This is a genomic window from Tabrizicola sp. (assembly GCF_016792905.1).
Lineage (GTDB): Bacteria > Pseudomonadota > Alphaproteobacteria > Rhodobacterales > Rhodobacteraceae > Tabrizicola.
Window position 1 is genome coordinate 20663 of record NZ_JAEULP010000027.1, and the last position, 24086, is coordinate 44748.

30 protein-coding genes are annotated in these 24086 nt (G+C 67.2%); 11 read left to right on the plus strand and 19 right to left on the minus strand.

Annotated elements, in window-relative coordinates:
- Positions 1-13: 13 nt before the first annotated feature.
- The 3 genes from JNL31_RS05765 to panB form a co-directional block, all read right to left on the minus strand.
- Positions 14-1084: a hypothetical protein gene (locus JNL31_RS05765; RefSeq protein WP_294970987.1), complete on the minus strand. Its 1071-nt coding sequence runs from the start codon at positions 1082-1084 to the stop codon at positions 14-16.
- Positions 1085-1349: 265 nt separating this feature from the next.
- Positions 1350-2183: a pantoate--beta-alanine ligase gene (panC, locus tag JNL31_RS05770; protein WP_294970988.1), complete on the minus strand. Its 834-nt coding sequence runs from the start codon at positions 2181-2183 to the stop codon at positions 1350-1352.
- On the minus strand, positions 2180-3010 hold the full coding sequence (gene panB / locus JNL31_RS05775) for a 3-methyl-2-oxobutanoate hydroxymethyltransferase (protein ID WP_294970990.1): 831 nt from the start codon (positions 3008-3010) through the stop codon (positions 2180-2182). Before panB ends, panC begins: the two co-directional genes overlap by 4 nt.
- A 168-nt stretch (positions 3011-3178) precedes the next feature.
- Here panB and JNL31_RS05780 point away from each other — a divergent pair, with 168 nt between their 5' ends.
- Positions 3179-3520, plus strand: coding sequence for a cupin domain-containing protein (locus JNL31_RS05780; RefSeq protein ID WP_294970992.1), 342 nt, complete (start codon positions 3179-3181; stop codon positions 3518-3520).
- On the opposite strand, the gene JNL31_RS05785 is transcribed toward JNL31_RS05780, so the two are convergent.
- Entirely contained in the window at positions 3517-4359 is an 843-nt protein-coding gene (locus JNL31_RS05785; protein ID WP_366928921.1) for a L,D-transpeptidase, read from the minus strand. The genes JNL31_RS05780 and JNL31_RS05785 overlap by 4 nt on opposite strands.
- 345 nt (positions 4360-4704) lie before the next feature.
- Between JNL31_RS05785 and JNL31_RS05790 the strand changes: the two genes are divergently transcribed.
- On the plus strand, positions 4705-4959 hold the full coding sequence (locus tag JNL31_RS05790; protein WP_294970993.1) for a GlsB/YeaQ/YmgE family stress response membrane protein: 255 nt from the start codon (positions 4705-4707) through the stop codon (positions 4957-4959).
- Between the two features lie 34 nt (positions 4960-4993).
- Here the strand turns inward: JNL31_RS05790 and JNL31_RS05795 are convergent, their stop codons facing one another.
- On the minus strand, positions 4994-6202 hold the full coding sequence (locus tag JNL31_RS05795) for a M24 family metallopeptidase (RefSeq protein ID WP_294971037.1): 1209 nt from the start codon (positions 6200-6202) through the stop codon (positions 4994-4996).
- A gap of 246 nt (positions 6203-6448) precedes the next feature.
- Here JNL31_RS05795 and JNL31_RS05800 point away from each other — a divergent pair, with 246 nt between their 5' ends.
- The 6 genes from JNL31_RS05800 to rnk all read left to right on the plus strand — a co-directional run bounded on the left by JNL31_RS05800 (position 6449) and on the right by rnk (position 9445).
- Positions 6449-6790 (plus strand): zf-TFIIB domain-containing protein, encoded by a 342-nt coding sequence (locus tag JNL31_RS05800; RefSeq protein ID WP_294970995.1) that lies wholly within the window; start codon positions 6449-6451, stop codon positions 6788-6790.
- Positions 6791-6918: 128 nt separating this feature from the next.
- Positions 6919-7269 carry a cupin domain-containing protein gene (locus JNL31_RS05805; RefSeq protein ID WP_294970996.1) on the plus strand — a complete coding sequence of 117 codons (351 nt, stop codon included), beginning with the start codon at positions 6919-6921 and terminating at the stop codon, positions 7267-7269.
- Positions 7269-8261, plus strand: coding sequence for a P1 family peptidase (locus tag JNL31_RS05810; protein ID WP_294970998.1), 993 nt, complete (start codon positions 7269-7271; stop codon positions 8259-8261). The genes JNL31_RS05805 and JNL31_RS05810 overlap by 1 nt, the downstream gene beginning before the upstream one ends.
- A 107-nt stretch (positions 8262-8368) precedes the next feature.
- On the plus strand, positions 8369-8827 hold the full coding sequence (locus JNL31_RS05815; RefSeq protein WP_294971000.1) for a TlpA family protein disulfide reductase: 459 nt from the start codon (positions 8369-8371) through the stop codon (positions 8825-8827).
- Positions 8824-8961 (plus strand): hypothetical protein, encoded by a 138-nt coding sequence (locus tag JNL31_RS05820; RefSeq protein WP_294971002.1) that lies wholly within the window; start codon positions 8824-8826, stop codon positions 8959-8961. Before JNL31_RS05815 ends, JNL31_RS05820 begins: the two co-directional genes overlap by 4 nt.
- A 79-nt stretch (positions 8962-9040) precedes the next feature.
- The gene (gene rnk, locus JNL31_RS05825) at positions 9041-9445 is read left to right on the plus strand and encodes a nucleoside diphosphate kinase regulator (protein WP_294971004.1); all 405 of its coding nucleotides are present in this window, start codon (positions 9041-9043) and stop codon (positions 9443-9445) included.
- A 9-nt stretch (positions 9446-9454) separates the two neighbouring features.
- On the opposite strand, the gene JNL31_RS05830 is transcribed toward rnk, so the two are convergent.
- The 3 genes from JNL31_RS05830 to JNL31_RS05840 are packed head-to-tail and all read right to left on the minus strand — an operon-like array spanning position 9455 to position 10797.
- Positions 9455-9874 (minus strand): DUF488 domain-containing protein, encoded by a 420-nt coding sequence (locus tag JNL31_RS05830; protein WP_294971006.1) that lies wholly within the window; start codon positions 9872-9874, stop codon positions 9455-9457.
- On the minus strand, positions 9867-10352 hold the full coding sequence (locus JNL31_RS05835) for a hemerythrin domain-containing protein (protein ID WP_294971008.1): 486 nt from the start codon (positions 10350-10352) through the stop codon (positions 9867-9869). Before JNL31_RS05835 ends, JNL31_RS05830 begins: the two co-directional genes overlap by 8 nt.
- Before the next feature lie 13 nt (positions 10353-10365).
- Complete coding sequence (locus JNL31_RS05840; protein ID WP_294971010.1) at positions 10366-10797, minus strand: group III truncated hemoglobin; 432 nt, start codon at positions 10795-10797, stop codon at positions 10366-10368.
- Positions 10798-10902: 105 nt separating this feature from the next.
- Between JNL31_RS05840 and JNL31_RS05845 the strand changes: the two genes are divergently transcribed.
- Complete coding sequence (locus JNL31_RS05845) at positions 10903-11334, plus strand: Rrf2 family transcriptional regulator (protein ID WP_294971012.1); 432 nt, start codon at positions 10903-10905, stop codon at positions 11332-11334.
- Positions 11335-11425: 91 nt separating this feature from the next.
- On the opposite strand, the gene JNL31_RS05850 is transcribed toward JNL31_RS05845, so the two are convergent.
- The 11 genes from JNL31_RS05850 to JNL31_RS05900 form a co-directional block, all read right to left on the minus strand.
- Positions 11426-11866 carry a molybdenum cofactor biosynthesis protein MoaE gene (locus JNL31_RS05850; RefSeq protein WP_294971014.1) on the minus strand — a complete coding sequence of 147 codons (441 nt, stop codon included), beginning with the start codon at positions 11864-11866 and terminating at the stop codon, positions 11426-11428.
- Between the two features lie 15 nt (positions 11867-11881).
- Complete coding sequence (gene moaD / locus JNL31_RS05855; RefSeq protein ID WP_294971016.1) at positions 11882-12130, minus strand: molybdopterin converting factor subunit 1; 249 nt, start codon at positions 12128-12130, stop codon at positions 11882-11884.
- Positions 12127-12792 (minus strand): CDP-diacylglycerol--glycerol-3-phosphate 3-phosphatidyltransferase, encoded by a 666-nt coding sequence (gene pgsA / locus JNL31_RS05860; protein ID WP_294971018.1) that lies wholly within the window; start codon positions 12790-12792, stop codon positions 12127-12129. Before pgsA ends, moaD begins: the two co-directional genes overlap by 4 nt.
- A gap of 98 nt (positions 12793-12890) precedes the next feature.
- Positions 12891-14186, minus strand: coding sequence for a pitrilysin family protein (locus JNL31_RS05865; protein WP_294971020.1), 1296 nt, complete (start codon positions 14184-14186; stop codon positions 12891-12893).
- The gene (locus JNL31_RS05870) at positions 14183-15538 is read right to left on the minus strand and encodes a pitrilysin family protein (RefSeq protein WP_294971022.1); all 1356 of its coding nucleotides are present in this window, start codon (positions 15536-15538) and stop codon (positions 14183-14185) included. Before JNL31_RS05870 ends, JNL31_RS05865 begins: the two co-directional genes overlap by 4 nt.
- A 74-nt stretch (positions 15539-15612) precedes the next feature.
- Positions 15613-16143, minus strand: coding sequence for a DUF3035 domain-containing protein (locus JNL31_RS05875; protein ID WP_294971024.1), 531 nt, complete (start codon positions 16141-16143; stop codon positions 15613-15615).
- A 61-nt stretch (positions 16144-16204) separates the two neighbouring features.
- On the minus strand, positions 16205-16699 hold the full coding sequence (gene lspA / locus JNL31_RS05880; RefSeq protein ID WP_294971026.1) for a signal peptidase II: 495 nt from the start codon (positions 16697-16699) through the stop codon (positions 16205-16207).
- A gap of 1 nt (position 16700) precedes the next feature.
- Positions 16701-18287: a bifunctional phosphoribosylaminoimidazolecarboxamide formyltransferase/IMP cyclohydrolase gene (purH, locus tag JNL31_RS05885; protein WP_294971028.1), complete on the minus strand. Its 1587-nt coding sequence runs from the start codon at positions 18285-18287 to the stop codon at positions 16701-16703.
- A 34-nt stretch (positions 18288-18321) separates the two neighbouring features.
- On the minus strand, positions 18322-20034 hold the full coding sequence (locus tag JNL31_RS05890) for a heparinase II/III family protein (protein WP_366928920.1): 1713 nt from the start codon (positions 20032-20034) through the stop codon (positions 18322-18324).
- Between the two features lie 90 nt (positions 20035-20124).
- Positions 20125-21276, minus strand: coding sequence for a saccharopine dehydrogenase family protein (locus tag JNL31_RS05895; protein ID WP_294971029.1), 1152 nt, complete (start codon positions 21274-21276; stop codon positions 20125-20127).
- Between the two features lie 82 nt (positions 21277-21358).
- A complete protein-coding gene (locus tag JNL31_RS05900; RefSeq protein WP_294971031.1) occupies positions 21359-22408 on the minus strand; it encodes a saccharopine dehydrogenase in 1050 nt (349 codons plus the stop codon).
- A gap of 151 nt (positions 22409-22559) precedes the next feature.
- Between JNL31_RS05900 and rfbC the strand changes: the two genes are divergently transcribed.
- On the plus strand, positions 22560-23123 hold the full coding sequence (rfbC, locus tag JNL31_RS05905) for a dTDP-4-dehydrorhamnose 3,5-epimerase (protein WP_294971033.1): 564 nt from the start codon (positions 22560-22562) through the stop codon (positions 23121-23123).
- Positions 23120-24086: dTDP-glucose 4,6-dehydratase (gene rfbB, locus JNL31_RS05910; protein WP_294971035.1), on the plus strand; the 967-nt coding region annotated here is incomplete at its 3' end. The genes rfbC and rfbB, both read left to right, overlap by 4 nt.

Genomic DNA, 24086 nt, shown 5'->3' on the forward strand with positions numbered 1-24086 from the left:
TGATCCCTAAACCTCATCCCCCATACGTATTCTTGTCGTGCTTCTCGACAATCGCAGCAAAGCGCCGCGCGAACCGCTCATCCGCCTTCGCCTTCTGCTCCAGGATCGCCCTCGCAAAGACCATATGCCCCTCATGCGCTTCCAGCATGTCGGCCATCTTGTCGTTGGTCGCCGCGCCGATCGCCGCCATTGCGGTCTGCGCTTCCTGGTCGGTCTTCACCCCGATCTCGTTGATCCTATGCGCCACGTCCTGCTGCTGCGCGGTCTTCAAGCTGGAAGTCAGCGCATCATACAGCACCACCCGCTGCTTGGTGTCCGTTTGCAGCTTGTTGATCAGCACCAGTTGCGTCGCCGCCTGGTTCTGCAGACTGTCGACCCAGGTCTTGCCCTTCTCGATATAGCGCTCCAGCGTCTGGCTCTTCGCAAGCTTCACCTGTTCGTCCTGCACCAGCGCGTTGTACTTGGCATTCAGCGTCGCCAGTTCCGTCTCCAGCTTGGTCCGCGCCGCCGCGTCCTGCTCGACGCTGATCCTGTTCTCCAGTTCGATGATCCTTGGATCCATCGACGCCACTTCCTTGCGCACCGCGTCCAGCGCGCCCACCGTGTCCTCGCGTTCGGTAAGGGTACTGGCAAGGTTCCCCTCTACCTTGGTCTTCTGCCCGTTCAACAGGTCCAGCTGCCCCTGCAACAGCTTCACGATCACGTCCGACTTGGAAATCAGGTCCTGCAACTTGTCATCAACCGAAGCGCCCCGCATCCGCTCCTGCCGCATCGACTCGGCCTTCGCCGACGAGAAGATGCCGATGAAGCTCTCCATCCCGGTCTTGGTCCGCATCTCGTCGAATTCCTTCGAGAATCCGGCGGTCACGTCGTCCAGCCCCATGATCAGTTCGGCGATGTTGGCGTTCATCAGGTCGGTGTGCTTGTGCACATCCTCCAGCGTGGCGTTCTCCACGTCCAGCACGGCACCCTGGTCCAGCTTCGACCGCGCCTCCTCGATCCGGCTGGTGATCGCCGAAATCTTCGCCTGCGCCTCGGCGACCTGAGCCTGGCTTTCCTTGATCTGCGTTTCGAAATCGGCCATCCGACCCTCCGTTGAACCCGTTTCCATCACATAGTGATGTAACACCGAATTACATCATCCCGGCGCCGGTTTTTCCGACGCGCCAACGGCGCAAGTCTTGCAGCAAGTGACCCGATCCGCCAAGTGCGGAATCCGGCTTTCATACTGGCGCAAATATCCTGGGGGTTTGGGGGTGAAACCCCCTTCGACCGAGGAGGAGGGCGCAAGCCCCGACGACGAGACAAGGAGTCTTCGCGCGTCAGCGCTCCATTCGAAAACCGTCCGATCAGACCGGAATGTTGTCGATCAGCCTTACCCCATCGATCCAGGCCGCCGCCAGCATCCGGCGGGGCCGCCGCGGGTCGTCCGAGGGCATCAGCGTCTCGGCATCGCGCAACTCGATATATTCCACCCGCTCGAACCCCGCCTCGCGCATCGTCTCCGCCGCCTCGCGGATCGCCATCCGGTCGGCGTGACCGGCGCGGATGTCCTCGGCTGCCGCAGAAATCGCAGCGTACAGGACCGGAGCCTTCGCCCGCCCCGCCGCCGTCAGCCGCACGTTGCGCGACGACATCGCGAGGCCATCCGCCTCGCGGATCGTCTCGCAGCCCACCACCTCGACCGGCACGTTCAGGTCGCGCACCAGCCGCAGCACCACCTGCAACTGCTGCCAGTCCTTCTGGCCGAAATAGCCCCTGTCGGCCAGGGACATCCCGAACAGCTTCGTCACCACCGTCGCCACCCCGTCGAAGTGACCGGGCCGCATGTAGCCCTCCAAGGGCTGCGCCACGCCCTGCATCGACACCGTGGTGATGAAGCCCTCCGGATAGACCTCGTCGACCGAGGGCGCGAAGATCGCATCCACCGGGACAGTGCCCAGCAACTCGGCATCCGCCTCCAGCGTCCGGGGATATTTCTTCAGGTCCTCCGGGTTGTTGAACTGCTTGGGGTTCACGAAGATCGTGGTGATCACGCGGTCACATTCCGCCCGCGCCCGCCGCGCCAGCGACAGGTGGCCATCATGCAGCGCCCCCATCGTCGGGACCACCCCGATCACCTCGTTCTTCGCCCGCCAGCCCCGCGCCACGGCCCGCAGGTCAGCCACCGTCTTCAGGATCATGTCTTCACCGGAACGTCGTCGGCAAAGGAATGCTCCGCCGCCGGGAAGGCGCGGCTGCGCACCTCCGCCGCATAGGCCGCAATCGCCTCGTCCGCCGCCTTGCCAAGCTCGGCATAGCGCTTCACGAACTTGGGCCGGAAGTCGGTGAACAGGCCCAGCATGTCATCCACCACCAGCACCTGCCCGTCACACCGGACCCCCGCACCAATCCCGATGGTCGGAATCGTCAGCGCCTGCGTGATCCGCGAAGCCAGCCCCTCCGGCACCTTCTCCAGCACCACCGAGAAGGCCCCCGCGCCCTCGACCGCCCGGGCATCGGCCATCACCTTCTCGGCCTCCTCCGCCCGGCCCACCACCTTGTAGCCGCCGAGCGTGTTCACCGACTGCGGCGTCAGGCCCACATGCGCCATCACCGGCACACCCCGCGCGGTCAGGAAGGCGATCGTCTCTGCCATATGCTGCCCGCCCTCCAGCTTTACCGCCGGGGCGCCCGTCTCGGCCATCAACCGCGCGGCATTGCGAAACGCCTGTTTCGGCCCCTCCTCATAGGACCCGAACGGCATGTCGATCACCGGCATCGCCTTTTGCGCCCCCCGCACCACCGCGCGGCCATGCAGGATCATCATCTCCATCGTCACGCCCAGCGTGGACGGCAACCCGTGGATCACCATCCCCACCGAATCCCCGACCAGCACAATGTCGCAATGCGCATCGACAAGCCGCGCGACCGGAGTCGAATAGGCGGTCAGCACCACCAGCGGCGTACCGCCCTTCCGGGCGCGGATATCGGGGGGAAGCACGGGCCGGACCGGGGAAGTCGCACTCATCAGGGGCCTCGCAGCGGCAGGGGGCGCTTTCGCAATCTGCCCGCCATATGGGCACAACCGAAACGGGTCCGCAACAAATTTGCGCCGCAGCGCAGCACCGCCGACCGCAGCGTCACGGGGTTGACCCCAGGCGCGCCCGCGTCCTGAATGCCCGCAAAGGAGAAACCCATGACCCTGATCCAGCGCGTCAGCCGCGACGGCACCGCGCCCGATGTCACCCGCCCCGATCCGGCCAAGGTGATCTCGGGCGATCCTGTGCACAGCACCTGGAACCTCGAAGACCGCGACGGCCTCTACTGCGGCCTTTGGCAGTCCACCCCCGGCAAGTGGCGCGTGAGCTATTCCGAATGGGAATATTTCCGCATCCTGTCAGGCTATTCCCTGCTCACCGGGGCCGATGGCAGCGTCACCCAGTTGCACCCGGGCGACAGCCTGATCATCCGGCCGGGCTTCGAAGGGACGTGGGAGGTCGTGCAGACCACCCTCAAGGACTACGTCATCCGGCTTTAGCCGGCGTCGGAGGTACCCACCGAGACGGTCGCCACGCCTTCCGGCGGGGCGCATTCATTGTCCGGAATGCCCCGACGGGCGCAGGCGGCGAGGCGCTTCTTCTCGGCCTTTTCGGCAGCGGCCTTGTCGCGGGCCTCCTGCTTGGCCAGCACCGCCTCGTCCTTCTCCTTCTTGGCCACGTTCTCCGGGGTATCCGGGACCATGTGGCCCCAGGCGTTCAGCATCTGTGGCCCTTCCAGCGCCAGGCTTTCCGCCTCCGTCCGCACCTTCACCCGGGTCCCGTTCGGCACCTTGTTGTACAGGTCGATGGCATCCTGGTTGAACAGCCGGATGCAGCCCGCGCTCGTCGCGTGGCCGACCGAGGCCGCGTCCGACGTGCCATGAATGCGGAACATCGAATCGCGCCCGCCGCGGTACAGGTACAACGCCCGCGCGCCCAAGGGGTTCATCAAGCCGCCCGGCAAGCCGCCCGCATAGGCCGCATAGAGGTCGGGCCGGGTGCGGACCATGTTCGCCGTCGGCTGCCACGACGGCCATTCCGCCTTGCGCCCGACATTGCCCTGACCACGGAACGACAGCCCTTCCCGGCCCACCGCGATGGGATAGCGTGTCGCCGTGCCGCCCTCGTTCACCAGGTAAAGCTTGCGGGCAAAGGTATCGACCACCACCGTTCCGGGGGCTTCCGGCCCGTCGTAGGCCACCTCGGTCCGGATGTTCCCGTCCTGCAGGTAATTCGCGGGCACCGGTTCGATGAAGAACTCCCCGTCCTGCACCCCCTCGTATCCGGGCACGACATCCGGCGCTTTCTGTTTCGCGGTGCCTGCGCAGGCGGCAAGCAAGGGAAGGGCAAGGATCGCGACGATCCGGGCAAGGGAGTGGGTCACTTGGCAGACTCGGGGTTAGGGCAGCTTCGGCCACCTTGCGCCACGCGGGCGGGCATCCGTCAAGCCTAAATTCGCAGGTTTTTCCGAATCTTCGCGGCCATAGCTCCCTTGGGCGCCGATTCCGGCAGGAATCCGCGGCAAAGGTTCGATTTCCTCAGTTCATCGCGGTCCGGTCGCGATCCCTGCGCAACCGGCGGCCACCGCGCCGTCGACCGCAAATTGGGAACCGAAGCCCCAATCCCGCGTTACGACATACGCATTCCGCGTGGGACCCCCGTTTCGGGGGCGGAAAGGGACCGAATGGAACTCACCGCACTTCTTGTCATTCTCATCATCGGCGCCGTCGCGGGCTGGCTTGCCGGGCAGATCGTCGACGGCTACGGCTTCGGCCTGGTCGGCAACATCGTCGTCGGCATCGTCGGCGCGCTGATCGCGGGCTTCCTGTTCCCGCGCATCGGCCTGTCGCTCGGCGGCGGCCTCCTCGGCTCGATCATCGCGGCCACCGTCGGTGCGGTCATCCTGCTGTTCCTGATCCGCGTCGTCAAACGCGCCTGAGCAAGAGGGCCGGGGGATCCCCCGGCCCGACGCCTCAGCCCACCACGTTGAACGCAGGCCCGTAGGGGTAATGCGTGATGTCCTCGGGCTCATCCTCGGTCACGACAAAGATGTCATGCTCGCGGTAGCCCCCCGCTCCCGGCATTCCTTCCGGGATCGTCAGCATCGGCTCCATCGAGATCACCATCCCCGGCTCCAGCACCGTGTCGATATCCTCGCGCAGCTCCAGCGCCGCCTCGCGGCCATAGTAGTGCGACAGCACCCCGAACGAATGCCCATAGCCGAAGGTCCGGTATTGCAGCATCTGCCGCTCCGCCAGGAACTCGTTGATCTTCATGGTGATCTCGGCGCAGGACGCCCCCGGCTTCAACAGCTTCATCCCGTATTCATGGCTGTCGATGTTCGTCTGCCAGACCTTCATGCTGGCATCGTCCACCTCGCCCACGAACAGCGTCCGCTCCAGCGCCGTGTAATAGCCGCTGATCATCGGGAAGCAGTTGAGGCTCAGGATATCGCCGTGGCGAAGCTTTCGGTTCGTCACCGGGTTGTGCGCCCCGTCGGTGTTGATCCCCGACTGGAACCAGACCCAGGTGTCGCGATACTCCGCATCCGGGAAGCGCTTGGCGATCTCCCGCTCCATCGCGTCCCGCCCGGCAATGCTGATCTCCAGCTCCGTAGCTCCCACCGCAATCGCCTCGCGGATCGCATAGCCGCCCACGTCGGCCACATTCGCCCCGTGCTTGATCAGCGCGATCTCGGCCGGGGACTTCATCATCCGCTGGTGCATCGTCGCGGGCGCAATATCCATCCCCCGCTTCAGCTTCAGGAAAGTGTTGAACTTCTCCGCCCGCTCCATCGTCAGATGGTCGGCCTCGCAGCCCACCGCCTTGCCCGTCCCCGTCACCGAGGCTACCGCCCGCCACATGTTGTCCCGCTGCCAGTCGGTATAGGTGATATTGTCGGCAATCGACCGCCGCCAGGGCTGGCCCGCATCGATCCCCGCGCTGATCGTGACGCATTCGGTCTTCGTCACCACGCAGGCATAGGGACGCCCGAAGCTGCAATAGAGGAAGCCCGAATAATAGGCGACGTTGTGCATGCTGGTCAGCACCACAGCGTCCAACTCGTGCATCTCCATGATCTCGCGCAGGCCTTCGAGGCGATCATGGTATTCCTGATCGGCGAAGGGCAGCGTGTCCTTCTTGCCGCCATTGTGAAAGCGGTACATCTCGGGACGGTTCAACGACATTTCCAGACCTCATGTGCAGGGGTCGGGCATGTGCGCCACGAGACCCCGAAAGGTCCCGGCGTACAGGACGGAAGCGGGTTCCCCCACAAGCGTCGGGGTCAACACCCCTGCGGCGACGCCATCGCCACGGCTCCCCCCTTCCATGCGCCGTCGCGACATTTCGCGCAAGACACGAAACGACCCTTGCGAGGTGCGTTTGCGACCCCATGTAACGACCTGACACATGGAATGGAGATGCAGATGCGCTGTCCGGTAGACAACGAAACCTTGGTGATGGCCGACCGTGGCGGGGTCGAGATCGACTATTGCCCGAAATGCCGCGGCGTCTGGCTGGACCGGGGCGAACTGGACAAGATCATCGAACGCTCCCTCGGCGGCCCCGCAGCCGCCCCCGCGCCGACCCCGCAGCAGGCGGTGCAGAGCCACGCCCCCCAGCATGCGGCCCCGGTCTACCAGCCCGAACCCCGCACCCCGTATCGCGAGGACGACCGCCGTCGCCGCGATGATGACGATGACGACTACCGCCACGGCTACAAGAAGAAGCGCCGTGAAAGCTTCCTGAGCGACATCTTCGACTTCTGAACGCCCGCTCCTCGATGCCTTCGTCACTCGTCGCCAACCCGCGACGAGTGACGGAGTCGCGCGACGAGCCCCTTTCCAATCCCGAGCCTTCTGCCACACTTGGCCCGTCCGAAACCGGGGGGCAGCCGATGAAACCCATCAACCTTGCCGAAAAGCTTGCTCAGCTTGACGCGCACTGGTCGCCAAAGATCGTCGGCAGCTTCAACGGCCATGACCTGATGGTGGTGAAAGTTCTGGGCGAGTTCATCTGGCACGACCATCCCGAAACCGACGATTTCTTCATGGTCCTGTCCGGCGAACTGGCGATCGACCTCCCCGACGGCGCCGTGACCCTGACCCCCGGCGAGGTCTTCGTGGTCCCGAAGGGCATGCAGCACCGCCCCCGTTCGACTGTCGAAACCCACCTCCTCCTGATCGAGCCCGCAGGCACCCCCAACACCGGCGACCCCGCAACCGCCGCGACCAAGACCCGCATCTGATGCGCCCCGGCCCGAAGAACCAGATCACCGATGTCCCCGGCCTCCGCGTCGGCAATGCCGAGGACGCGAGCCTGCGCTCCGGCGTCACCGTCCTCACCGCCGACCGCCCCTTCGTCGCAGCCGTGCATGTCATGGGCGGCTCTCCCGGCACGCGCGAGACCGACCTCCTCGCCCCCGACCGCATGGTGCAGGACGTGGATGCCCTCTTCCTGGCAGGAGGTTCCGCCTTCGGCCTCGACGCCGGGCAGGGCGTGATGCAGGGCCTGCGCGACGCGGGCAGGGGGTTCGCCGTCGGCCCCGTCCGCGTCCCCATCGTGCCCGGAGCCATCGTCTTCGACCTCCTGAACGGCGGCGACAAGGACTGGACGCAGAGCCCCTATCCCGCCCTCGGCCGCCGTGCCTTCGACACTGCCGCCCCGGACTTCGCTCTGGGCACCGCAGGCGCAGGCTTCGGCGCCATGACCGGCACCCTGAAAGGCGGGCTCGGCTCCGCCTCCTGCGTCCTGCCCTCCGGCCTGACGGTCGGCGCGCTGGTCGTCGTCAACGCCCTCGGCCAGGCCACCGTCGGCGAGACCCCGCATTTCTGGGCCGCGCCGTGGGAGGAGGAGGCCGAATTCGGCGGACTCGGCCCCGCACCGATCGCCCCGCAGGACGCCCCCCTCCCCCGCAAGCGGCTGGGCGAGGCCACCACCATCGCCATCGTCGCCACCGACGCGACGTTGACGAAGGCCCAGGCGCAGCGCATGGCCGTGGCCGCGCATGACGGCATGGCCCGCGCCCTCGTCCCCTCGCACACGCCCCTCGACGGCGATCTCGTGTTCAGCGTGGCGACCGGGGCAAAGCCGCTGCAAGACCCGCTGACCGACAGTTTCCAGCTTGGCCACGCCGCCGCCACCTGCCTTGCCCGCGCCATCGCCCGGGCGGTCTGGCTGGCGCGCTCCGAACCCGGCGACCTGCAACCCAGCTGGCAGTCGCGCTTCGGCAGGGGCTGATACGTCGGGTCACGCCTTCGGCAGCAGGATCACCGCCGCCGCCGCTTGACGGGCAGTTTCCGGCGGTCCTAACCTTTGCCGACCGACAGCACGCCCTGAAGAACGACATGACCGAACTTCACGTCCAGGAATGGCTCAACACCGATCAGCCGATGTCACTCGACTCCTTCCGCGGCAGGGTCCTGGCGGTCGAGGTGTTCCAGATGCTCTGTCCCGGCTGCGTCAGCCATGGCCTGCCGCAGGCCGGGCGTCTGGCCAGCACCTTCCCCGCGGACAAGCTTGCCGTCGTCGGCCTGCATTCGGTGTTCGAACATCATGCGGCCATGACCACCGTCGCGCTTCGCGCCTTCCTGCACGAATACCGCATCCGCTTTCCCGTTGCCGTGGACCAGCCCGGCAGCACGGGCCCGATGCCCCGGACCATGGCCGAATGGCAGCTGGAGGGAACGCCGACGCTTGTCCTCTTCGACCGTGCGGGCCAGATGCGCGCCCGGCACTTCGGACAGGTTTCCGACCTCGCCCTGGGCGCTCAGATCATGGGGCTGCTGCTGGAAGGGGAAGCATGACCGGCATGGACCTTGGCGCGCAGCCATCCTATCCTGCCCGCATGATCAGGATTTTCGCCAGCTTCAGAGACCGGACGATGGCCGGTTTTCCGCACGGCAGCGCCTTACCCCGGGCGCTGGCGCGGCTGGCCTGACCCTGCGCCCGGGGACACCTGAACCCACTTCCCTTCCAGATTTCCCGGGCCCGGCCCGGCCCCCACAGGAGCATCCTGCATGTCCAAGGCCCATCGTCCGCAGATCACCATCGCGCAGGAAACCGTCGACCATCTCGAAGCGCTGGTCGAAGGCGCGTCGGCGCGGATGCCCGCGCTGGCCGACCGGCTGCTCGAAGAACTGTCTCGCGCCCGCATCCTGCCCGCCGCCCGCATCCCCGCCGACGTGGTCGGCATCGGCAGCCGCATCACCTGGCGCGATGAAACCACGGGGCATGAGCAGACCGCCACGCTGGTCTGGCCCGAACAGGCCGACATCGACGCCGGCCGCGCCTCGGTCCTGACGCCGATCGGGGTGGCCCTCCTCGGGCTCAAGGCCGGGGCGCGCTTCCAGTGGGAGACCCGCGGCGGCGAATGCCGCGACCTGACCGTGCTCGCGGTCGGCCCTGGCGACCGTCCGGCCTGATCCACCCGGTCAGGCCGCGCCCCGTCCCCTGGCGATCTCCTCGCGCAGGCAGTCGCGCAACACCGTCGCGTTGTTCCGCTCCTCCTCCTTCGAGGCAAACAAGAGCGTGACCACGCCCTCCGAAGCAAGCGCGGCAAGCGCGCGCACCAGTTCGGGCCTGGCGGCAAGCTCGGCGCGATAGCGGGTCACGAACTCCTCCCAGTGGTCGGGCTCGGCATGATACCAGCGCCGCAGCGCATCGCTCGGCGCAAGGTCCCTGGCCCAGCTGTCCAGCCGGGCACGATCCCTGGCTACGCCACGCGGCCACAGCCGGTCGACCAGCACCCGCCTGCCATCCGACACCCGCGCCGCCCGGTAGATGCGCTTGACGCGGATCCGGTCCACCGGGTCGTCGGGAACCGCCGGGCGCGGCGGCACCGGGTCAGGCACGGGCCGCCTCGGTTTCGAACGGCGGGAATAGCACCTCGTTCTCCAGCCGGATATGTTCGGCCAGGTCGTCGAGGAACGCGCCCAGCCCGGCATAAAGCGCCGTCCAGGTCCGGCAGGCGCCCTCCGGCACGGCAAGTCCCCCGGTCAGGCGGCGGATTTCGGCGACTTCCCGGTCGTGGTCGTCATGGTCGGCGCGCATCACGGCGATGGGGCCGTCGATCCCCGGCCCGCCGCCCCGGCGGATCGCGGGGAACAGGATCAACTCCTCCTTCTTCATATGCACCTCCAGCGCCCCGATCATCCGGCGCAGCAGGGCGGACAGGCCCTCGGGCACATTCTCGTCGCCGAAATGCACATGCTCGACCCTCTCGGCCATCGCGGCAAGTTCCGGCAGTTGCGCGCGGTGGCGGGCGTGGAAGCTGGCCTCGATATGCCGGGTCAGGGCGACGGGGTCGTCGATTGGCGCGGTGTCGGTCATCCTCTTCTCCTCATCATCGTTGCAGCGAGGGCGCTTTTCCTGCGGCGCGCGCAGTATCCTCGACCGCCATGTGCAAAGACCGCGCGATGCGTCCGGCGCGGTCGATCACCAGCGCCGCGCCTGCGGGCGGGCAGACCTCCTCGGCAGTCGCGCGAAACAGTGCCAGCCAGCGGTCGAAATGCGCCCAGGTCACCGGAAGCTCCGCATGGGCGGGCATCGGCGCCCCGTGATACTGCCCGGTCATCAGCGCGACCGAGGACCAGAAGGCCACCATCCGCTCCAGGTGCGGCGTCCAGTCGGCGATGCGCTCGGCAAAGACCGGCCCCAGCACCGCATCGGCGCGGACCCTGTCGTAGAAGCGATGCACCAGGTTGCGCAGGATGTGCTCGTCCAGCCCGGTCTCGGCCATCAGCGCGGCGGTGATCTCGGGGCGGGCGGAGGCCATCGGCGGCGGGGACAAGGACATGGCAAGGGGACCGATCTGCTTGCATTCCCCTCTAGCCCTGTTAATTGGTATTTGCAATACTTATTCAAGAAGGCAGACCCCGACATGCGCCTAACCTCCTTCACCGATTACGGGCTGCGGATGCTGATGCGGATGGCGGGAGCGCCCGACCGCGGCTTCTCCACCGCCGAACTGGCCGCGGAGTTCGGCCTGTCCCGCCACCACCTGACCAAGATCATCCAGAAGCTTGCCCGGGCAGGCTATGTGACCACCCGGCGCGGCGGAGGCGGCGGGGCGATGCTGTCCCGTCCGGCATCCGACATCCGCCTGGGCCAGGTGATCCGCCTGCTGGAAGACGACCAGCCGCTGGTCGAATGCTTTGCGGGCCCCGGCGGCGATTGCACGATCGACGGGCACTGCCGCCTGAAAAACCGGCTCCGCACCGCCGAGGCGGCCTTCCTGGCCGATCTCGACCGCTCCACCCTCGCCGACATCGCGCTCAGGCCGGGGCTGCGGCTGGAGGAGGTACCAGCGTGATCCGCCACACCGCCATTCCTTAACAGATGCTAAACGCCCGCAGTCAATCCATTGAAGTTTCAATAAATTCCAGATTTGTCCACCGTGGACATCACCACCGCTTCAACGCATCCTCATCCGAATCCTTCGCAGCCACCCAGTCGGCTCCACCGGCTCCGATCTCCTTCTTCCAGAACGGAGCCCGTGATTTCAGGTAGTCCATCAGGAACTCCGCCGCGCTGAAGGCATCCCCGCGGTGCGCCGCCGCCGTCGCGACCATCATGATCGCCTCCCCCGGGGCCAGCCTGCCATGCCGGTGGATCACCAGCGCATCTGCCAGCGACCAGCGCTGGATGGCCTCCCCGACCATCCCCGAAATCGCCTTCTCCGTCATGCCGGGGTAGTGTTCGATCTCCATCGCCGAGAGTTTTCCCCCCTCGTCGCGTACCAGTCCGGTGAAACTGACCACCGCCCCCGCGCCGCGGACCCCCGCAGTGAAGGCTGCAACCTCGGCCCCGAGGTCGAACGCGGCAGACTGGACTGCGACCCGCATCTCGGCCCCCACCCTTCATCCGCCGGTCATCGGCGGAAAGAAGGCAACCTCCCTCACCCCCGCCAGCGGTGCATTGAAATCGGCCAACTCCTGGTCCAGCGCCACCCGCAGCGACGAAAGGTCGGCAAAGGCCGCCGCATACCGCTCTTCCTTGGCCCGCAGTTCGTCGACCAGCCCGGCCACCGTCTCGGCCCCGGTCTCGATCCGCTCACGCGGCAGCCCGATCCGTTCCCGGACCCAGGCGAAATACAGCACGTCGATCACTTGTCTTCCCGCAGGAACGGCAACGATTTCGAGAAATACTCCCAGCCCGTGACCACCGTCAGCAGGGCCGCGATCCACATGAGCCAGAAACCCACCAGGTTCGCATAGGACGCGCAGTCCCGCTTGCCGCAGGCGCGGATCGGATCGGCGGTCCCCGCCGACACCGCCTCGGCATACTGCTCCGGCGTCATCCCCTGCATGGCGACCCCGTTCAGGTATTCCAGCCCGGTCCCCAGGAACAGCACCGCGATGGCGATCATCTGCGCCGTGGTCTTCCACTTCGCCAGCTTCGTGACCTTCAACATCCCGCTCTTCTGCCCCAGGTATTCCCGCAGTCCCCCCACGAAGACCTCGCGGAACAGGATCAGGGTCGCCGGAAGGATCAGCCAGGGGTTCATCCCGTTGTAACCGGTGATCACCATGATCGCGATCACCACCATCGCCTTGTCGGCAATCGGGTCCAGCATCGCACCGAACTTCGACTCCTGCTTCCAGAGCCGCGCGAGATAGCCGTCGAACCAGTCGGTGATCGCCGCCCCCACGAACAGCGTCAGTGCCAGCCAGTCGGCCCAGGGACGGTGGAAATACAGGAACATGATCGCCACGCCCGGCGCGGCGAGCAGACGAAGCACGGTCAGCGTGTTCGGGATCGTCCAGGTCATGCCGAATTGGTAGACCATGGGTCAGGATGGGGAAAGGGGGTTGTTTGCCCCGCATCCCCGGCCCCCTGCCGGACTTCCGCCAAAATGCGAGCCCGGGCTCACATTCCCTCGGGCTGGCCCACCACCACGAATTGCAACGCCTCGGGTCTGATCAGCCGGGCCGCGACGCGCTTGATGTCTTCCATCGTCACCGCCTCGATCCTGGCGTTCCGCGTGGTGGCATAGTCGATGGGCATCCCGTCCATCTGCATCCCGACCAGGATGCTGGCAATCGGCCCGTTGCCGTCGAACCGCAGCGGGTAGGACCCGGTCAGATAGGTCTTCGTCGCCTCCAGCTCTTCCGGCGTCACGCCCTCGGTGACGATCTTCCCCCACTGGTCTTTCACCACCTTGATCGCCTCGGCCACCTTGTCATTCGAGGCCGAGAACTGTCCAAGCAGCATGTCGGCATGTTCCATGTTCACCAGGTAGGTGCCGATCCCGTAGGTCAGCCCGCGCTTTTCGCGCACCTCGGTCATCAGCCGCGCGGTGAAGCGACCGCCGCCGATCACCTCGTTCAGGACGAAGGCCGGGAAGAAATCCGGATCATCGCGCGGAATGCCCAGTTCGCCGAAAAAGACCGTCGACTGCGGCGTCGGGAAGTCCACCACCGTCACCCCCGGCGGCAGCTTCCACTCCGCCGCGCCCGGCTGCGGCGCGCCGGTCGCGGGCAGGTCGCCCAGAAGCCGGTCCAGCAGCTTGCCCAGTTCCTCTGCCGTGATGTCCCCTGCCGCGGCGACAAAGACCCGGTCGCGCGCCAGCGCCCCCTTGTGCGCGGCCAGCACGTCGTCGCGGGTCAGCGCCGTCACCGTGGCGATCGTCCCGTCCCCGGTCGAGCCATAGGGATGATCGCCGAAGGCCAGCGCATCGAACCGTTCCGAGGCGATCGTGCCCGGATCCTTCTCGTTCGCCCGCAGGTTCGACAGCACCTGTTCGCGCACCCGGTCCACCGCGTCCTGGTCGAAGCGCGGGTTCACCAGCGCATCATGCAGAAGGTCGATGACCTGGTCGCGGTTCTCGGTCAGGAACTTCGCCGACACGCCCACCGAATCCGCCCCGGAGTCAAAGCTGATGTTCGCCGCCAGCGCATCGCGGGCCTCGGCAAAGGCCTTGCTGTCCAGCGTCCCCGCGCCCTCCTCCAGCGTTGCGGTCATCAGGTTGACCACCCCGCGTTTGTCCGGCGCCTCCAGCGACGAGCCGCCCTTGAACTGGATCTCCAGCGCGGTGAAGGGGATGTTGTGATCCTCGACCAGCCAGGCGGTGATCCCGCCCGGAGAGGTCACTTCCTGGATCGGGACCTCGGCCCGCGCCGGCGCGGCCAAGAGCAGGACAGCGGCGAAAACGGTGCGGATCATGGCGTGGCCTCCCCCTCTGCCGCAGGCTTGGTCAGCCATCCGGTGACGGCGTCCTTCCGGTCCAGCACCTTGTGCGCCACCGCCATGACATCCTCGGCCGTCACGGCGGCCAGCGCCTCGTCCCAGCCCTCGATATCCGTCATCGTCAGGCCCACGCTCAACTCCTGCCCATAGCGGTTCGCCAGGCTCTCCACGTTGTCGCGCGCATAGATCTCTCCCGCCCGGACCTGGGTGCGGATCCGCTCCAGCGCTGCCGGGTCGGGGCCGTTCTTCAGGAAGTCGTCCAGAACCTTGTCCAGCTCGGCCTCGGCATCGGCCAGGCTCACATCCGGCGCGGGCATCACCATCAGCCCGAAGGTCGCATCGTCGATCGAGGTCCCGTCGTAGTAGGCCGAGGTATAGACCGCCACCTTCCGGTCGAACTGCAACGCCCGCGCCAGAACCGAGGTCTGCCCGTTCCCGCCCAGAAGCTCGGCCAGCACGGTCAGGGCCGCGGCCTCCTTCTGGTTGCCGGGGTCACGCTCCGGCGCAAGGTAGGTGCGGAAGACATAGGGCTCCGACACCCGCTCGTCTTCAAGAACCAGCCGACGCTCCGCCAGTTGCGGCGGTTCCTGCGCCCGTTCGCGCGGAACAATCCCGTCGGAAGGCTCCAGCGGCCCGTAGTATTCTTCCGCCAGCACCTTCACCTTGTCCGGCGTCACGTCGCCAGCGATCACCAGCGTCGCGTTGTTCGGCGCATAGAACCGCTTGTAGTAGGACAGCGCATCCTCGCGCGAAAGGTCCGCCATCTCGTGCCGCCAGCCGATGACCGGAACGCCGTAGGGGCTGTTCAGATACTGTGCCGCCCGCATCTGTTCCATGAGCAGCGTGCCGGGGTCGCTGTCCGTCCGTTGTGCGCGCTCCTCAAGGATGACCTGCCGCTCTGTCGTCACATCCTCTTCCGTCAGGCGCAGATTGCGCATCCGGTCGGCCTCCATTTCCATCACCAGATCCAGCCGGTCGGCGGCAATGCGCTGGAAATAGGCGGTGTAGTCCCAGGAGGTGAACGCGTTGTCGTCGCCCCCCTGCGCCTCGACGATGCCCGAGAACTGGTTCGGCCCGACCTTGTCGGTGCCCTTGAACATCAGGTGTTCCAGGAAATGCGCGATGCCGGAATGGCCCGCCGGTTCATCCGCAGCGCCCACCCGGTACCAGATCATCTGCACCACCACCGGCGCGCGGTGATCCTCGATCACCACCACGTTCAGCCCGTTGTCCAGGGTGAAGGTCGTGACCGGCTCGTCGGCAAGCGCGGCGGCGGGCAGGGCAAGGGTCAGCAGGGCGGCTGCGCCAGCGCCAAGTCGTCCGAGCATCGGCTTCTCCAGTTCGGGTCTTCGGGGAAACTGCGGCGTGGCGGCCGGACAATCAAGCCGGGGCCACGCGCTTGTTACTCTTCGCCCACCTTGCGCGGCGGCGCCGAGGAGGTGCGGACGCCCAGCTTGCGCCAGCGGGCCAGTTCGGCCTGCTGGTCCAGCCGCTGCTTGCTGTAGGCCCGATAGTAGACGTTGACGTTGAACAGCCGCTCCAGTGGACGGCCGTTGTTGTCGCGCCGCCACTCCAGGTCTTCCGAGGCGAGCGTGGCACGAATGCCGCCATCGACCCCGAAGCGCGCGGCATGGGCGTAAAGCGCGGAATCCCCTGCCGGAATGCCCCCCGCCGCCGAAGGCTTGCCGCCCAGTGCCACCGCCGCATCCGCCTCGGGGTTCTGGTCGGTGCGGTTGAAGCCGCCGGGCGTCGGCTCCGGCAGGTCGCTCAGGTTTTCCGGCATTTCCAGGGGTTTCGGCGGCACGATGGCAAATTCGTCCGGGCCGGAACCCGCCCGCAGGTTCATCAGCTTCGGATCACCGCCGCCGCCACAGGCCGCAAGCGTGACCATCGTCGCAACCGCGATGACCGCCCTGCCTTTCGCTGCCCGCATTCCTGCCTCCGAACCGACTTTTCCCCGTCTTAGCCTAAAGCAACGCGGGCGTCACGGGTGATTAGCGACGGCGGCGGGCGGGTTTTCCACCCTTCGCCTGCCCCCCGGCAAAGATCACCAGTCCCAGCGCCCCCGCGAAGATCGCGATGTCGGCAACGTTGAAGGCATAGGGGTTCTCGATGCCGCAGCAGGACATGTTCAGGAAATCCGCCACCGCGCCATAGGCGATTCGGTCGACCACGTTGCCCAGCGCACCCCCCACCAGCAGGCCGCCCGCCATCTCCGCCTTCCAGTTGCCCCGCTCGCGCCGCATCCACCAGATCACCCAGGCCGAGATGACCAGCGCCACCGCCACCAGCCCCCAGCGCGCAAGGTCGGAGCCGTGGGACAGAAGGCCGAAGTTGATCCCGTAGTTCCAGGCCATGCGGAAGGTAAGATACGGCGGCAGCACGTCGATCTCGCCCCGCTGCACCAGGCCCAGTCCCTGCACCACGCCCAGCTTTGTCAGCTGGTCGATGCCGAAGGTCACAGCCGCCGTGATCCAGAACCGCCGCATCTCAGTGCCGGAAATGCCGCTGGCCGGTGAAGACCATGGCAAGCCCCCGCGCATCCGCCGCGGCGATCACCTCGTCATCGCGCATCGAGCCGCCCGGCTGGATGATCGCCGTCGCCCCGGCCTCGGCCGCCGTGATCAGCCCGTCGGCAAACGGAAAGAACGCATCCGACGCCACGACCGCGCCTCTGGTCAGCGGTCCCGCCAACCCAAGCGCCTCTGCCATGTCCAGGGCCTTCCGCGCCGCGATGCGGGTGCTGTCCACCCGGCTCATCTGCCCGGCGCCCACGCCCACGGTCGCGCCATCCTTCACGTAGATGATCGCGTTCGACTTCACATGCTTCGCCACGGTCCAGGCGAACATCAGGTCGGTGAGTTCCTTGTCCGAAGGCGCCCGCTTCGTCACCACCTTCAGGTCCGAAGCCGCGACATGCCCCGCGTCCCGGTCCTGCACCAGGAAGCCCCCCGCCACCTGCTTGAAGGCCAGCCCCTTCGCCTTCGGATCCGGCAGCGCGCCCGTGGTCAGGAGCCGCAGGTTCTTCTTGCCCGCAAACACCGCCCGCGCTTCCTCGGTCGCGTCGGGGGCAATCACCACCTCGGTGAAGATCTTGACGATCTCCTCCGCCGTCGCCCCGTCCAGGACCTGGTTCAACGCCACGATCCCGCCGAAGGCCGAGGTCTGGTCACATTGATAGGCGCGCTGGTAGGCTTCGGTCAGCGTCGATGCCGTCGCCACCCCACAGGGGTTCGCATGCTTGATGATCGCGCAGGCCGGGGCCCCGCCCGAGAACTCCGCCACCAGCTCGAAAGCCGCGTCGGTGTCGTTGATGTTGTTGTAGCTCAGCTCTTTGCCCTGCCACTGCCGCGCCGTCGCCACCCCCGGACGCCGCGTCCCGTCGACATAGAACGCCGCCGCCTGATGCGGGTTCTCGCCATAGCGCAGGGGCTGCGCCAGCTTGCCCGCAAAGCTGCGATAGCGCGGGGTCGCCTGCCCGATCTCCTCCGCCAGCCAGGTGGAAACCGCCGTGTCATAGGCCGCCGTCCGCGCATAGGCGGTCAGCGCCATCTTCTGCCGGAACGCCATCCCCGTCGCCCCGTCATTGGCCTTCAGCTGCGCCAAGAGACAGTCGTAATCCATCGGGTCGGTCACCACCGCCACGAAGCGGTGGTTCTTCGCCGCCGCCCGGATCATCGCCGGGCCGCCGATGTCGATGTTCTCGATGCAGGTCGCATGGTCCGCGCCTGCAGCCACCGTCTGCTCGAACGGGTAAAGGTTCACGATCAGCAGGTCGATCGGCTCGATCCCGTGCGCCGCCATCGCCACCAGATGCTCGTCGTCGTCGCGCAGCGCCAAGAGCCCGCCATGCACGTTCGGATGCAGCGTCTTGACCCGCCCGTCCATCATCTCGGGGAAGCCGGTGACGTCGCTGACGTCCCGCACCTTCAGCCCCGCCGCCCGCAGCATTCCGCTGGTCCCGCCAGTCGAGATCAGCTCCACCCCGTATCCGGCCAGGGCCCGCGCCAGGTCCAGAAGCCCGGTCTTGTCGGAAACGGAAATCAGCGCGCGGCCGATGGGGACGAGGTTGGTCATGCGGCAAACCCTGTAGCTCGTGGCCCCGGAAACCTCAGGCGTCCACGCCCTCCAGGTCCCGGATGGCCAGCGGAGTATCCTTTGCCTTCGCCAAGGTCCAGCCTATCCGTGTCTCGAAACTCCGCGCCTCTCCCCGCAGCACAATTTGCGTGCATGGCCGGGGGTTCACCCGCCCGCCTTCCAGATAGGCCGAGGGTTCCAGCCGCAACTCCGCCTGCCCGGTGTAGCGCAGGATCCAGATCTCGCCACTGCGCAGCGCCATCGACACCGCCGCACCGCCCATGTCCAGCGTGGCGTCGACCTCCGGATGCAGGTGGAAGCGGATCGCAAAGCGCGCGCCCGCCATCGCGGTCTGTGTCATCACATCCTCGAACCGCCGTCGCGCGTCCCCGGTCATCGCCGTCAGCGCATCCACCCCCGACAGCCGCCGCCCGTCATGCGCCAGCGTCAGGCTGCGACTTGCCGTCAGCCCATGGCTGGTCAGCCAGCCGTCATGCGCCAGGTAGACGTCGGTCCCCTCGGTCCCGACCGTCAGCCGCGAGGCCGTGACCTGCGCACGGTACTCCAGCGCTTCACCGGCAACCCCAAGGCGCGAGGACGACACCCCCTCCATGCCCAGCGCGGAATGCGACGCCGTCGCCCGCGAGGCCCGCCACCAGTCCGCCCCGAAGGCCGCGCCCGAACCGCAGTTCACCACCAGCGCCCGGCGCCCCGAACACAGCTCGAAAGCCCCGGTCGAGGCATGGGCCGTCCGCGCTGCCCGTCCGCCCGGCGGGGCCGAGGCGTCGACGATGACCGAGGTCCGACCGCCGTGCAGCCGCGCATAGCCCATCGCGATGGCGGGCGTCGCCCCCGCCCGCACCCCCGCTGCCGCCAGCGCCTGATCCAGCCGCCCCTCCGCCCCCTTGTCGCCGCCATGGAACCGGGCAAGCTCGCCGTCCGAATGCCGCAGGGCCCGCAGCGCCGGGGCGATCCGGGTAATCGCCGCCGACAGCGCCGGCGGTACCGTCAGGTTCGCCTCGCTCATCGCCCTCGCCGACCAGGTGAGCAGCGTCAGCACCTCCAGCAACTCCTCCGGGTTGCGCGTCGGAATGCCGCCTTCGGCGTCGATGTCCGCCTCGCAGGCCGCGGCCAGCGCCGCCGACGCCGGGGCCACCAGCCCCTCCATCCCGATCAGCGAGATGCCGGCATAGACCAGCCCGGTCAGCGCCTCGAACCTGGGCAACCCCTCCGCCGCGCTGCGCCAGCGCTTCGCCAGATAGCTCGCCTGCCGCGACAGCGCCGCATAGAAGGCCGCCGATTGCGCCTTGTCTCGGGCTTGCATCAGGATCGACGCATGATGCACCCAGCGGATGATCCGCCGTCCGGTCAGGTCCGGCGTCCAGCCCGGCCCCTTGCCCCCGCCGAAGCGCGAAATCCAGCCCCAGGTCCAGTCCTGCGCCCGGCCCTGCGCCTCTTTCGTGCCCAGCGCGGCCAGATCATCCAGCCAGCGGAACCCTTGCGCCTCTGCCACGAACCGCTCCGGCGCGGAGATATCCCAGAGCGACGCTCCCGGCGCCTCGGCCAGATGCCCGGCCAAGAGGATGTTGCCTGAAAGCAGCTGCTTGCCCCGGGTGTAAAGGCCAATGGACCGCGGCTCGGGTTGCGACACGAAGCCCCCGGCTGGCCGCGCGCGCCGCGCCGCCATCACGGCAAGCCTGTCGGCCAGCCGGTCAAATCTCCATGACGTGCTGCTTGTGCGGCCCACGTCCTGCCTCGCTCGTTTGCCCGGTAGTCCCGGGTCGTAAGGGCAGATGATAGGCCAGCGCGGAGCGCCTGTCACCCGAAACGGGCTGCGTCAGGCCAGATGGTCGATCCGTTGCAGCACCTGTGCCAGATGCCCGACCTGATCCAGCCAGCGCGCCAGGAGCTTCGGATCATGCGGCGCGCCATGCACCCCAGCCGGGATCTCGCGGTTCAGCACCGCCTCGATCGCCAGCGACACCGGCACCGAGACCAGCCGCCCCATCGCCGTTCCGCGCACGTCGCCCCAGGCATCCATCGCCCAGGTTTCGTGGAACACCGGCTTTCCATCGCGTTCCGCCTTCAGCGACACGAACAGCACCACCCGGTCCGGCTCGCCCTCGGCATAGGAATTGTCACGCAGCAACTCTGCCGCCCGCGCATTCAGCGCCGCGTCAACCTCCGCTGCCGGTTTCCCCTCCAGCCCCTCGATCTCGCGGAAGATCGGCGCCCAGGCATCGGCCCAGCCGTTCAGCCGGATCGTGCCCCGGACGAAGTCCTTGACCTTCCAGTGCTTTTCGAAGCGGTACTCCTCCATGAACGGATAGCTGTCGCGGTTCGGATAGACCTCAAAGCTCTCCGGCACCGGCAAGGGCGCGTCGTAGCGGCTGATCGCATCCCAGGGCCGCGCCACCCGCAGCTCGGTGAAATGCCGCAAGCTGCGCGAGGGCGATTTCAGCGCCTTCAACACCCCCGCCGGGGCCCAGCTGAACTTGTAGCGGAAGGCGTTCGCCACCTTCGGCACCCCGCCGCAATAGCTGGTGAAGCTCAGCACGTTGTCGTTGTGATAGGCCTTCGACGCCCGATACCGCGCCACCAGGTCATGCGCCATCAGGTGATCAATGCCGGGGTCCAGGCCGACCTCGTTGATCGACACCAGCCCCGCCTCGCGGAACGCCTCGTCCAGCGCCCGCATCTCCGGCGCGATGTAGGACGACGAACAGAAATTCGCCCCCTTCTCCAGGCAGAGTCTGGCGATTCCGACATGCTGGTCCGCAGGCAGCATCGACACCGCGATGTCATGCGGCTTCAACGCCTCGGCCAGCGCCTCCAGCGAAAAGGCCCGGATGTCCTGTGTCAGGTCGCCGACCTCGGCGCGGGCCTTCTCGACCGTGCGGTTCCAGACCGTCACGGCGTGCCCCGCCTCGATCAGCCGCCGCAAGCCCGGAATCGACGACAGCCCCGTGCCGCACCAATGGATCGTCATTTTTCAGCTCCTCCGCCTGTCGCCCGGCGACAAGAATTTTCGAAAATTCTTGGCAAATTTCCTCGAAGAAATTTGTCCCCTCTCACACGCCCGCGACGTGCCTGTCAAATTCCACCTTCGCCCGCCCCCAGACGCCATTGTCCAGCGCATCCAGCGCCAGAAGCGACGGTAGCAGCTGCGCCGCATAGTCCTCCGACGATTCCACCGGCATCAGGCTTGGCAGGTTGTCGATCGCCGTCACGTCCAGCGGGGGCGCGTCATGCACCCGCAGCGCCGGGGCATCCCAATCCGTCGCCCGGTCATAAACCTTGATCGGCGAGAAATCCGAGGTCGGGTCGCAGGCGATGTCCCCGATCACCGTCAGCTTCCTTGGGTCGGTCTTCGCCGACGCCGGCACGAACACCGGACAGCCGGGCCGCGCCAGGATACAGTTCAGGAAGATCTCGTGCTGCAAGACCTCGGGGAACGGCCCGCCGCCTGCCGTCTCGGCCATGTCCCATTTCGTCACCCCGACGCCCATCGCCGTGCACAGATCCGCAGCCCCCGTGCCCACCCGGCCCAACGCCCCGATGATGATCGCCCGCGGACGCGCAAGGCCCGCCAGCTCCTCCCCCAACTCCCCCAGCAAGGCCTCCTTCGACGCCACTTTGCGCACCGGCCCGGCAATCCTGCCCCGCTGTTGCGCCGCCCAGCATTTCAACGAAACCGCCGCCCCGGCATAGCCCGCCCAATAGCCGAAGGCCGCCACCCGCCGCCCGTCCTCGCCCACCAGATACTCGAGGTCGTAAAGCGTGCCGCCCCCGGCCTTGAACCGCTTCAGCAACTCCCGACCCGCCGGTTGGCCCTTGAAGGCATGCCCGAACATGATGTGCCGGTGCCTGAGCGACGTCCCGTCCTCGGGCAACTCCTTCAGACCGAAGATGATCGCATCTGTCGGGGCCCCGGGCCAGGCATTCTCCGCCGCGATTTCGCAGCCTGCCGCCTGATACCCGTCCAGCGGGATCGCCCGGACCGACGACCTCTCCACCGTCACCCGGATGCCGGCCTTCACCAGCGCCGCCGCACCTTCCGGGGTGATCCCCACCCGCTCCTCGTTCGGCCGCTGCTCCGCCCGCACCCACAGATGGGTCATCTCCCCGCCTTTCCCCCTGGTCATCGGCCCCTGATAGCCCAAGACCCGACGCGGCAAAACCCCGCAAACAGACTGTTTCCAGCCCTTCGCGGCTTGCATTGCCAGTCAACTCCACGCAACTCTGCCCCATCCGTCCTGACGAGTTTTGCCGATGCAGATTGACCCCACCGCCCTTTCCGACGTCCTGATCCTCACCCCCCGCCGCTTTGGTGACGCCCGGGGCTGGTTTTCTGAGACCTGGAACGCGCAACGCATGGCCGACGCGGGGCTCGACCTGCCCTGGGTGCAGGACAACCACTCCTTCTCCGCCGCCAGGGGCACGCTCCGCGGCCTGCATTTCCAGTCACCCCCCCGCGCGCAGGACAAGCTCGTCCGCTGCTCGCGCGGCGCCATCCTTGACGTCGCCGTCGACATCCGCACCGGCTCCCCGACCTACGGGAACCATGTCGCCGTCGAACTCACCCCCGACAACGGGCGGCAACTCTTCGTCCCCAAGGGCTTCCTGCACGGCTTCGTGACGCTCACCGCCGATACCGAGGTCCAGTACAAATGCTCCGACCTCTACAGCCCCGAGAACGACGGCGCCGTCCGCTGGGACGACCCGAGCCTCGGCATCGACTGGGGCACCGCCTTCCCCATCCTCTCCGACAAGGACGCCAAAGCCCCCTACCTCGCCGACATCGGCCAACCCTTCCGCTACGGGGCCACCGAATGAAACTCCTCGTCACCGGCGGCTGCGGGTTCATCGGCTCCGCCGTCGTCCGCCTGGCCGTCGCGCGCGGCCATGAGGTCGTCAACCTCGACGCCATGACCTATGCCGCGAACGCGGCGAACGTCGCCTCCGTCACCCACTCCAACCTCTACAGCTTCGAACAGGCCGACATCCGCGACCGCGCCACCCTTGACCGCATCTTCGCAACCCACGCCCCCGGTGCCGTGATGCACCTCGCCGCCGAAAGCCATGTCGACCGCTCCATCGACGGCCCGGCGGATTTCATCGAGACCAACATCACCGGCACCTTCAACCTCCTGGAAGCCGCCCGCGCCCACTGGACCCGCCAGGGCAAGCCCGGCAGCTTCCGCTTCCACCACATCTCCACCGATGAGGTCTTCGGCTCCCTCGGCCCGACCGGCCAGTTCACCGAACACACCCCCTACGATCCCCGCTCGCCCTATTCGGCTTCGAAAGCCGCCTCCGACCACCTGGTCCGCGCCTGGGCCGAGACCTACGGCCTGCCCACCGTCCTCACCAACTGCTCCAACAACTACGGCCCCTTCCACTTCCCGGAAAAGCTGATCCCGGTCGTCATCCTGAACGCGCTGCATGGGCGTCCGATCCCGGTCTACGGCACCGGCGAGAACATCCGCGACTGGCTCTACGTCGAGGACCACGCCGACGCCCTCCTCCTCGTCCTCGAAAAGGGCACCCTCGGCCGCAGCTACAACATCGGCGGCGAGAACGAACGCCGGAACATCGACCTCGTCCGCACCATCTGCGCCCTCCTCGACGAGCTGGCCCCCAAGGCCACCCCCTACGCCGACCAGATCACCTTCGTCACCGACCGCCCCGGCCACGACGCCCGCTATGCCATCGACCCCTCCCGCATCCGCGACGAACTTGGCTGGCGCCCTTCGGTCACGGTGGAGGAAGGCCTGCGCCGTACCGTCCGCTGGTATC

Coding starts and splice junctions, on each gene's coding strand:
- JNL31_RS05765 (WP_294970987.1), bottom strand. CDS start 1,084: ATGGCCGATTTCGAAACGCAGATCAAGGAAAGCCAGGCTCAGGTCGCC.
- panC (WP_294970988.1), bottom strand. CDS start 2,183: ATGATCCTGAAGACGGTGGCTGACCTGCGGGCCGTGGCGCGGGGCTGG.
- panB (WP_294970990.1), bottom strand. CDS start 3,010: ATGAGTGCGACTTCCCCGGTCCGGCCCGTGCTTCCCCCCGATATCCGC.
- JNL31_RS05780 (WP_294970992.1), top strand. CDS start 3,179: ATGACCCTGATCCAGCGCGTCAGCCGCGACGGCACCGCGCCCGATGTC.
- JNL31_RS05790 (WP_294970993.1), top strand. CDS start 4,705: ATGGAACTCACCGCACTTCTTGTCATTCTCATCATCGGCGCCGTCGCG.
- JNL31_RS05800 (WP_294970995.1), top strand. CDS start 6,449: ATGCGCTGTCCGGTAGACAACGAAACCTTGGTGATGGCCGACCGTGGC.
- JNL31_RS05805 (WP_294970996.1), top strand. CDS start 6,919: ATGAAACCCATCAACCTTGCCGAAAAGCTTGCTCAGCTTGACGCGCAC.
- JNL31_RS05810 (WP_294970998.1), top strand. CDS start 7,269: ATGCGCCCCGGCCCGAAGAACCAGATCACCGATGTCCCCGGCCTCCGC.
- JNL31_RS05815 (WP_294971000.1), top strand. CDS start 8,369: ATGACCGAACTTCACGTCCAGGAATGGCTCAACACCGATCAGCCGATG.
- JNL31_RS05820 (WP_294971002.1), top strand. CDS start 8,824: ATGACCGGCATGGACCTTGGCGCGCAGCCATCCTATCCTGCCCGCATG.
- rnk (WP_294971004.1), top strand. CDS start 9,041: ATGTCCAAGGCCCATCGTCCGCAGATCACCATCGCGCAGGAAACCGTC.
- JNL31_RS05835 (WP_294971008.1), bottom strand. CDS start 10,352: ATGACCGACACCGCGCCAATCGACGACCCCGTCGCCCTGACCCGGCAT.
- JNL31_RS05840 (WP_294971010.1), bottom strand. CDS start 10,797: ATGGCCTCCGCCCGCCCCGAGATCACCGCCGCGCTGATGGCCGAGACC.
- JNL31_RS05845 (WP_294971012.1), top strand. CDS start 10,903: ATGCGCCTAACCTCCTTCACCGATTACGGGCTGCGGATGCTGATGCGG.
- JNL31_RS05850 (WP_294971014.1), bottom strand. CDS start 11,866: ATGCGGGTCGCAGTCCAGTCTGCCGCGTTCGACCTCGGGGCCGAGGTT.
- pgsA (WP_294971018.1), bottom strand. CDS start 12,792: ATGACCTGGACGATCCCGAACACGCTGACCGTGCTTCGTCTGCTCGCC.
- JNL31_RS05865 (WP_294971020.1), bottom strand. CDS start 14,186: ATGATCCGCACCGTTTTCGCCGCTGTCCTGCTCTTGGCCGCGCCGGCG.
- JNL31_RS05870 (WP_294971022.1), bottom strand. CDS start 15,538: ATGCTCGGACGACTTGGCGCTGGCGCAGCCGCCCTGCTGACCCTTGCC.
- JNL31_RS05875 (WP_294971024.1), bottom strand. CDS start 16,143: ATGCGGGCAGCGAAAGGCAGGGCGGTCATCGCGGTTGCGACGATGGTC.
- lspA (WP_294971026.1), bottom strand. CDS start 16,699: ATGCGGCGGTTCTGGATCACGGCGGCTGTGACCTTCGGCATCGACCAG.
- purH (WP_294971028.1), bottom strand. CDS start 18,287: ATGACCAACCTCGTCCCCATCGGCCGCGCGCTGATTTCCGTTTCCGAC.
- JNL31_RS05895 (WP_294971029.1), bottom strand. CDS start 21,276: ATGACGATCCATTGGTGCGGCACGGGGCTGTCGTCGATTCCGGGCTTG.
- JNL31_RS05900 (WP_294971031.1), bottom strand. CDS start 22,408: ATGACCCATCTGTGGGTGCGGGCGGAGCAGCGGCCGAACGAGGAGCGG.
- rfbC (WP_294971033.1), top strand. CDS start 22,560: ATGCAGATTGACCCCACCGCCCTTTCCGACGTCCTGATCCTCACCCCC.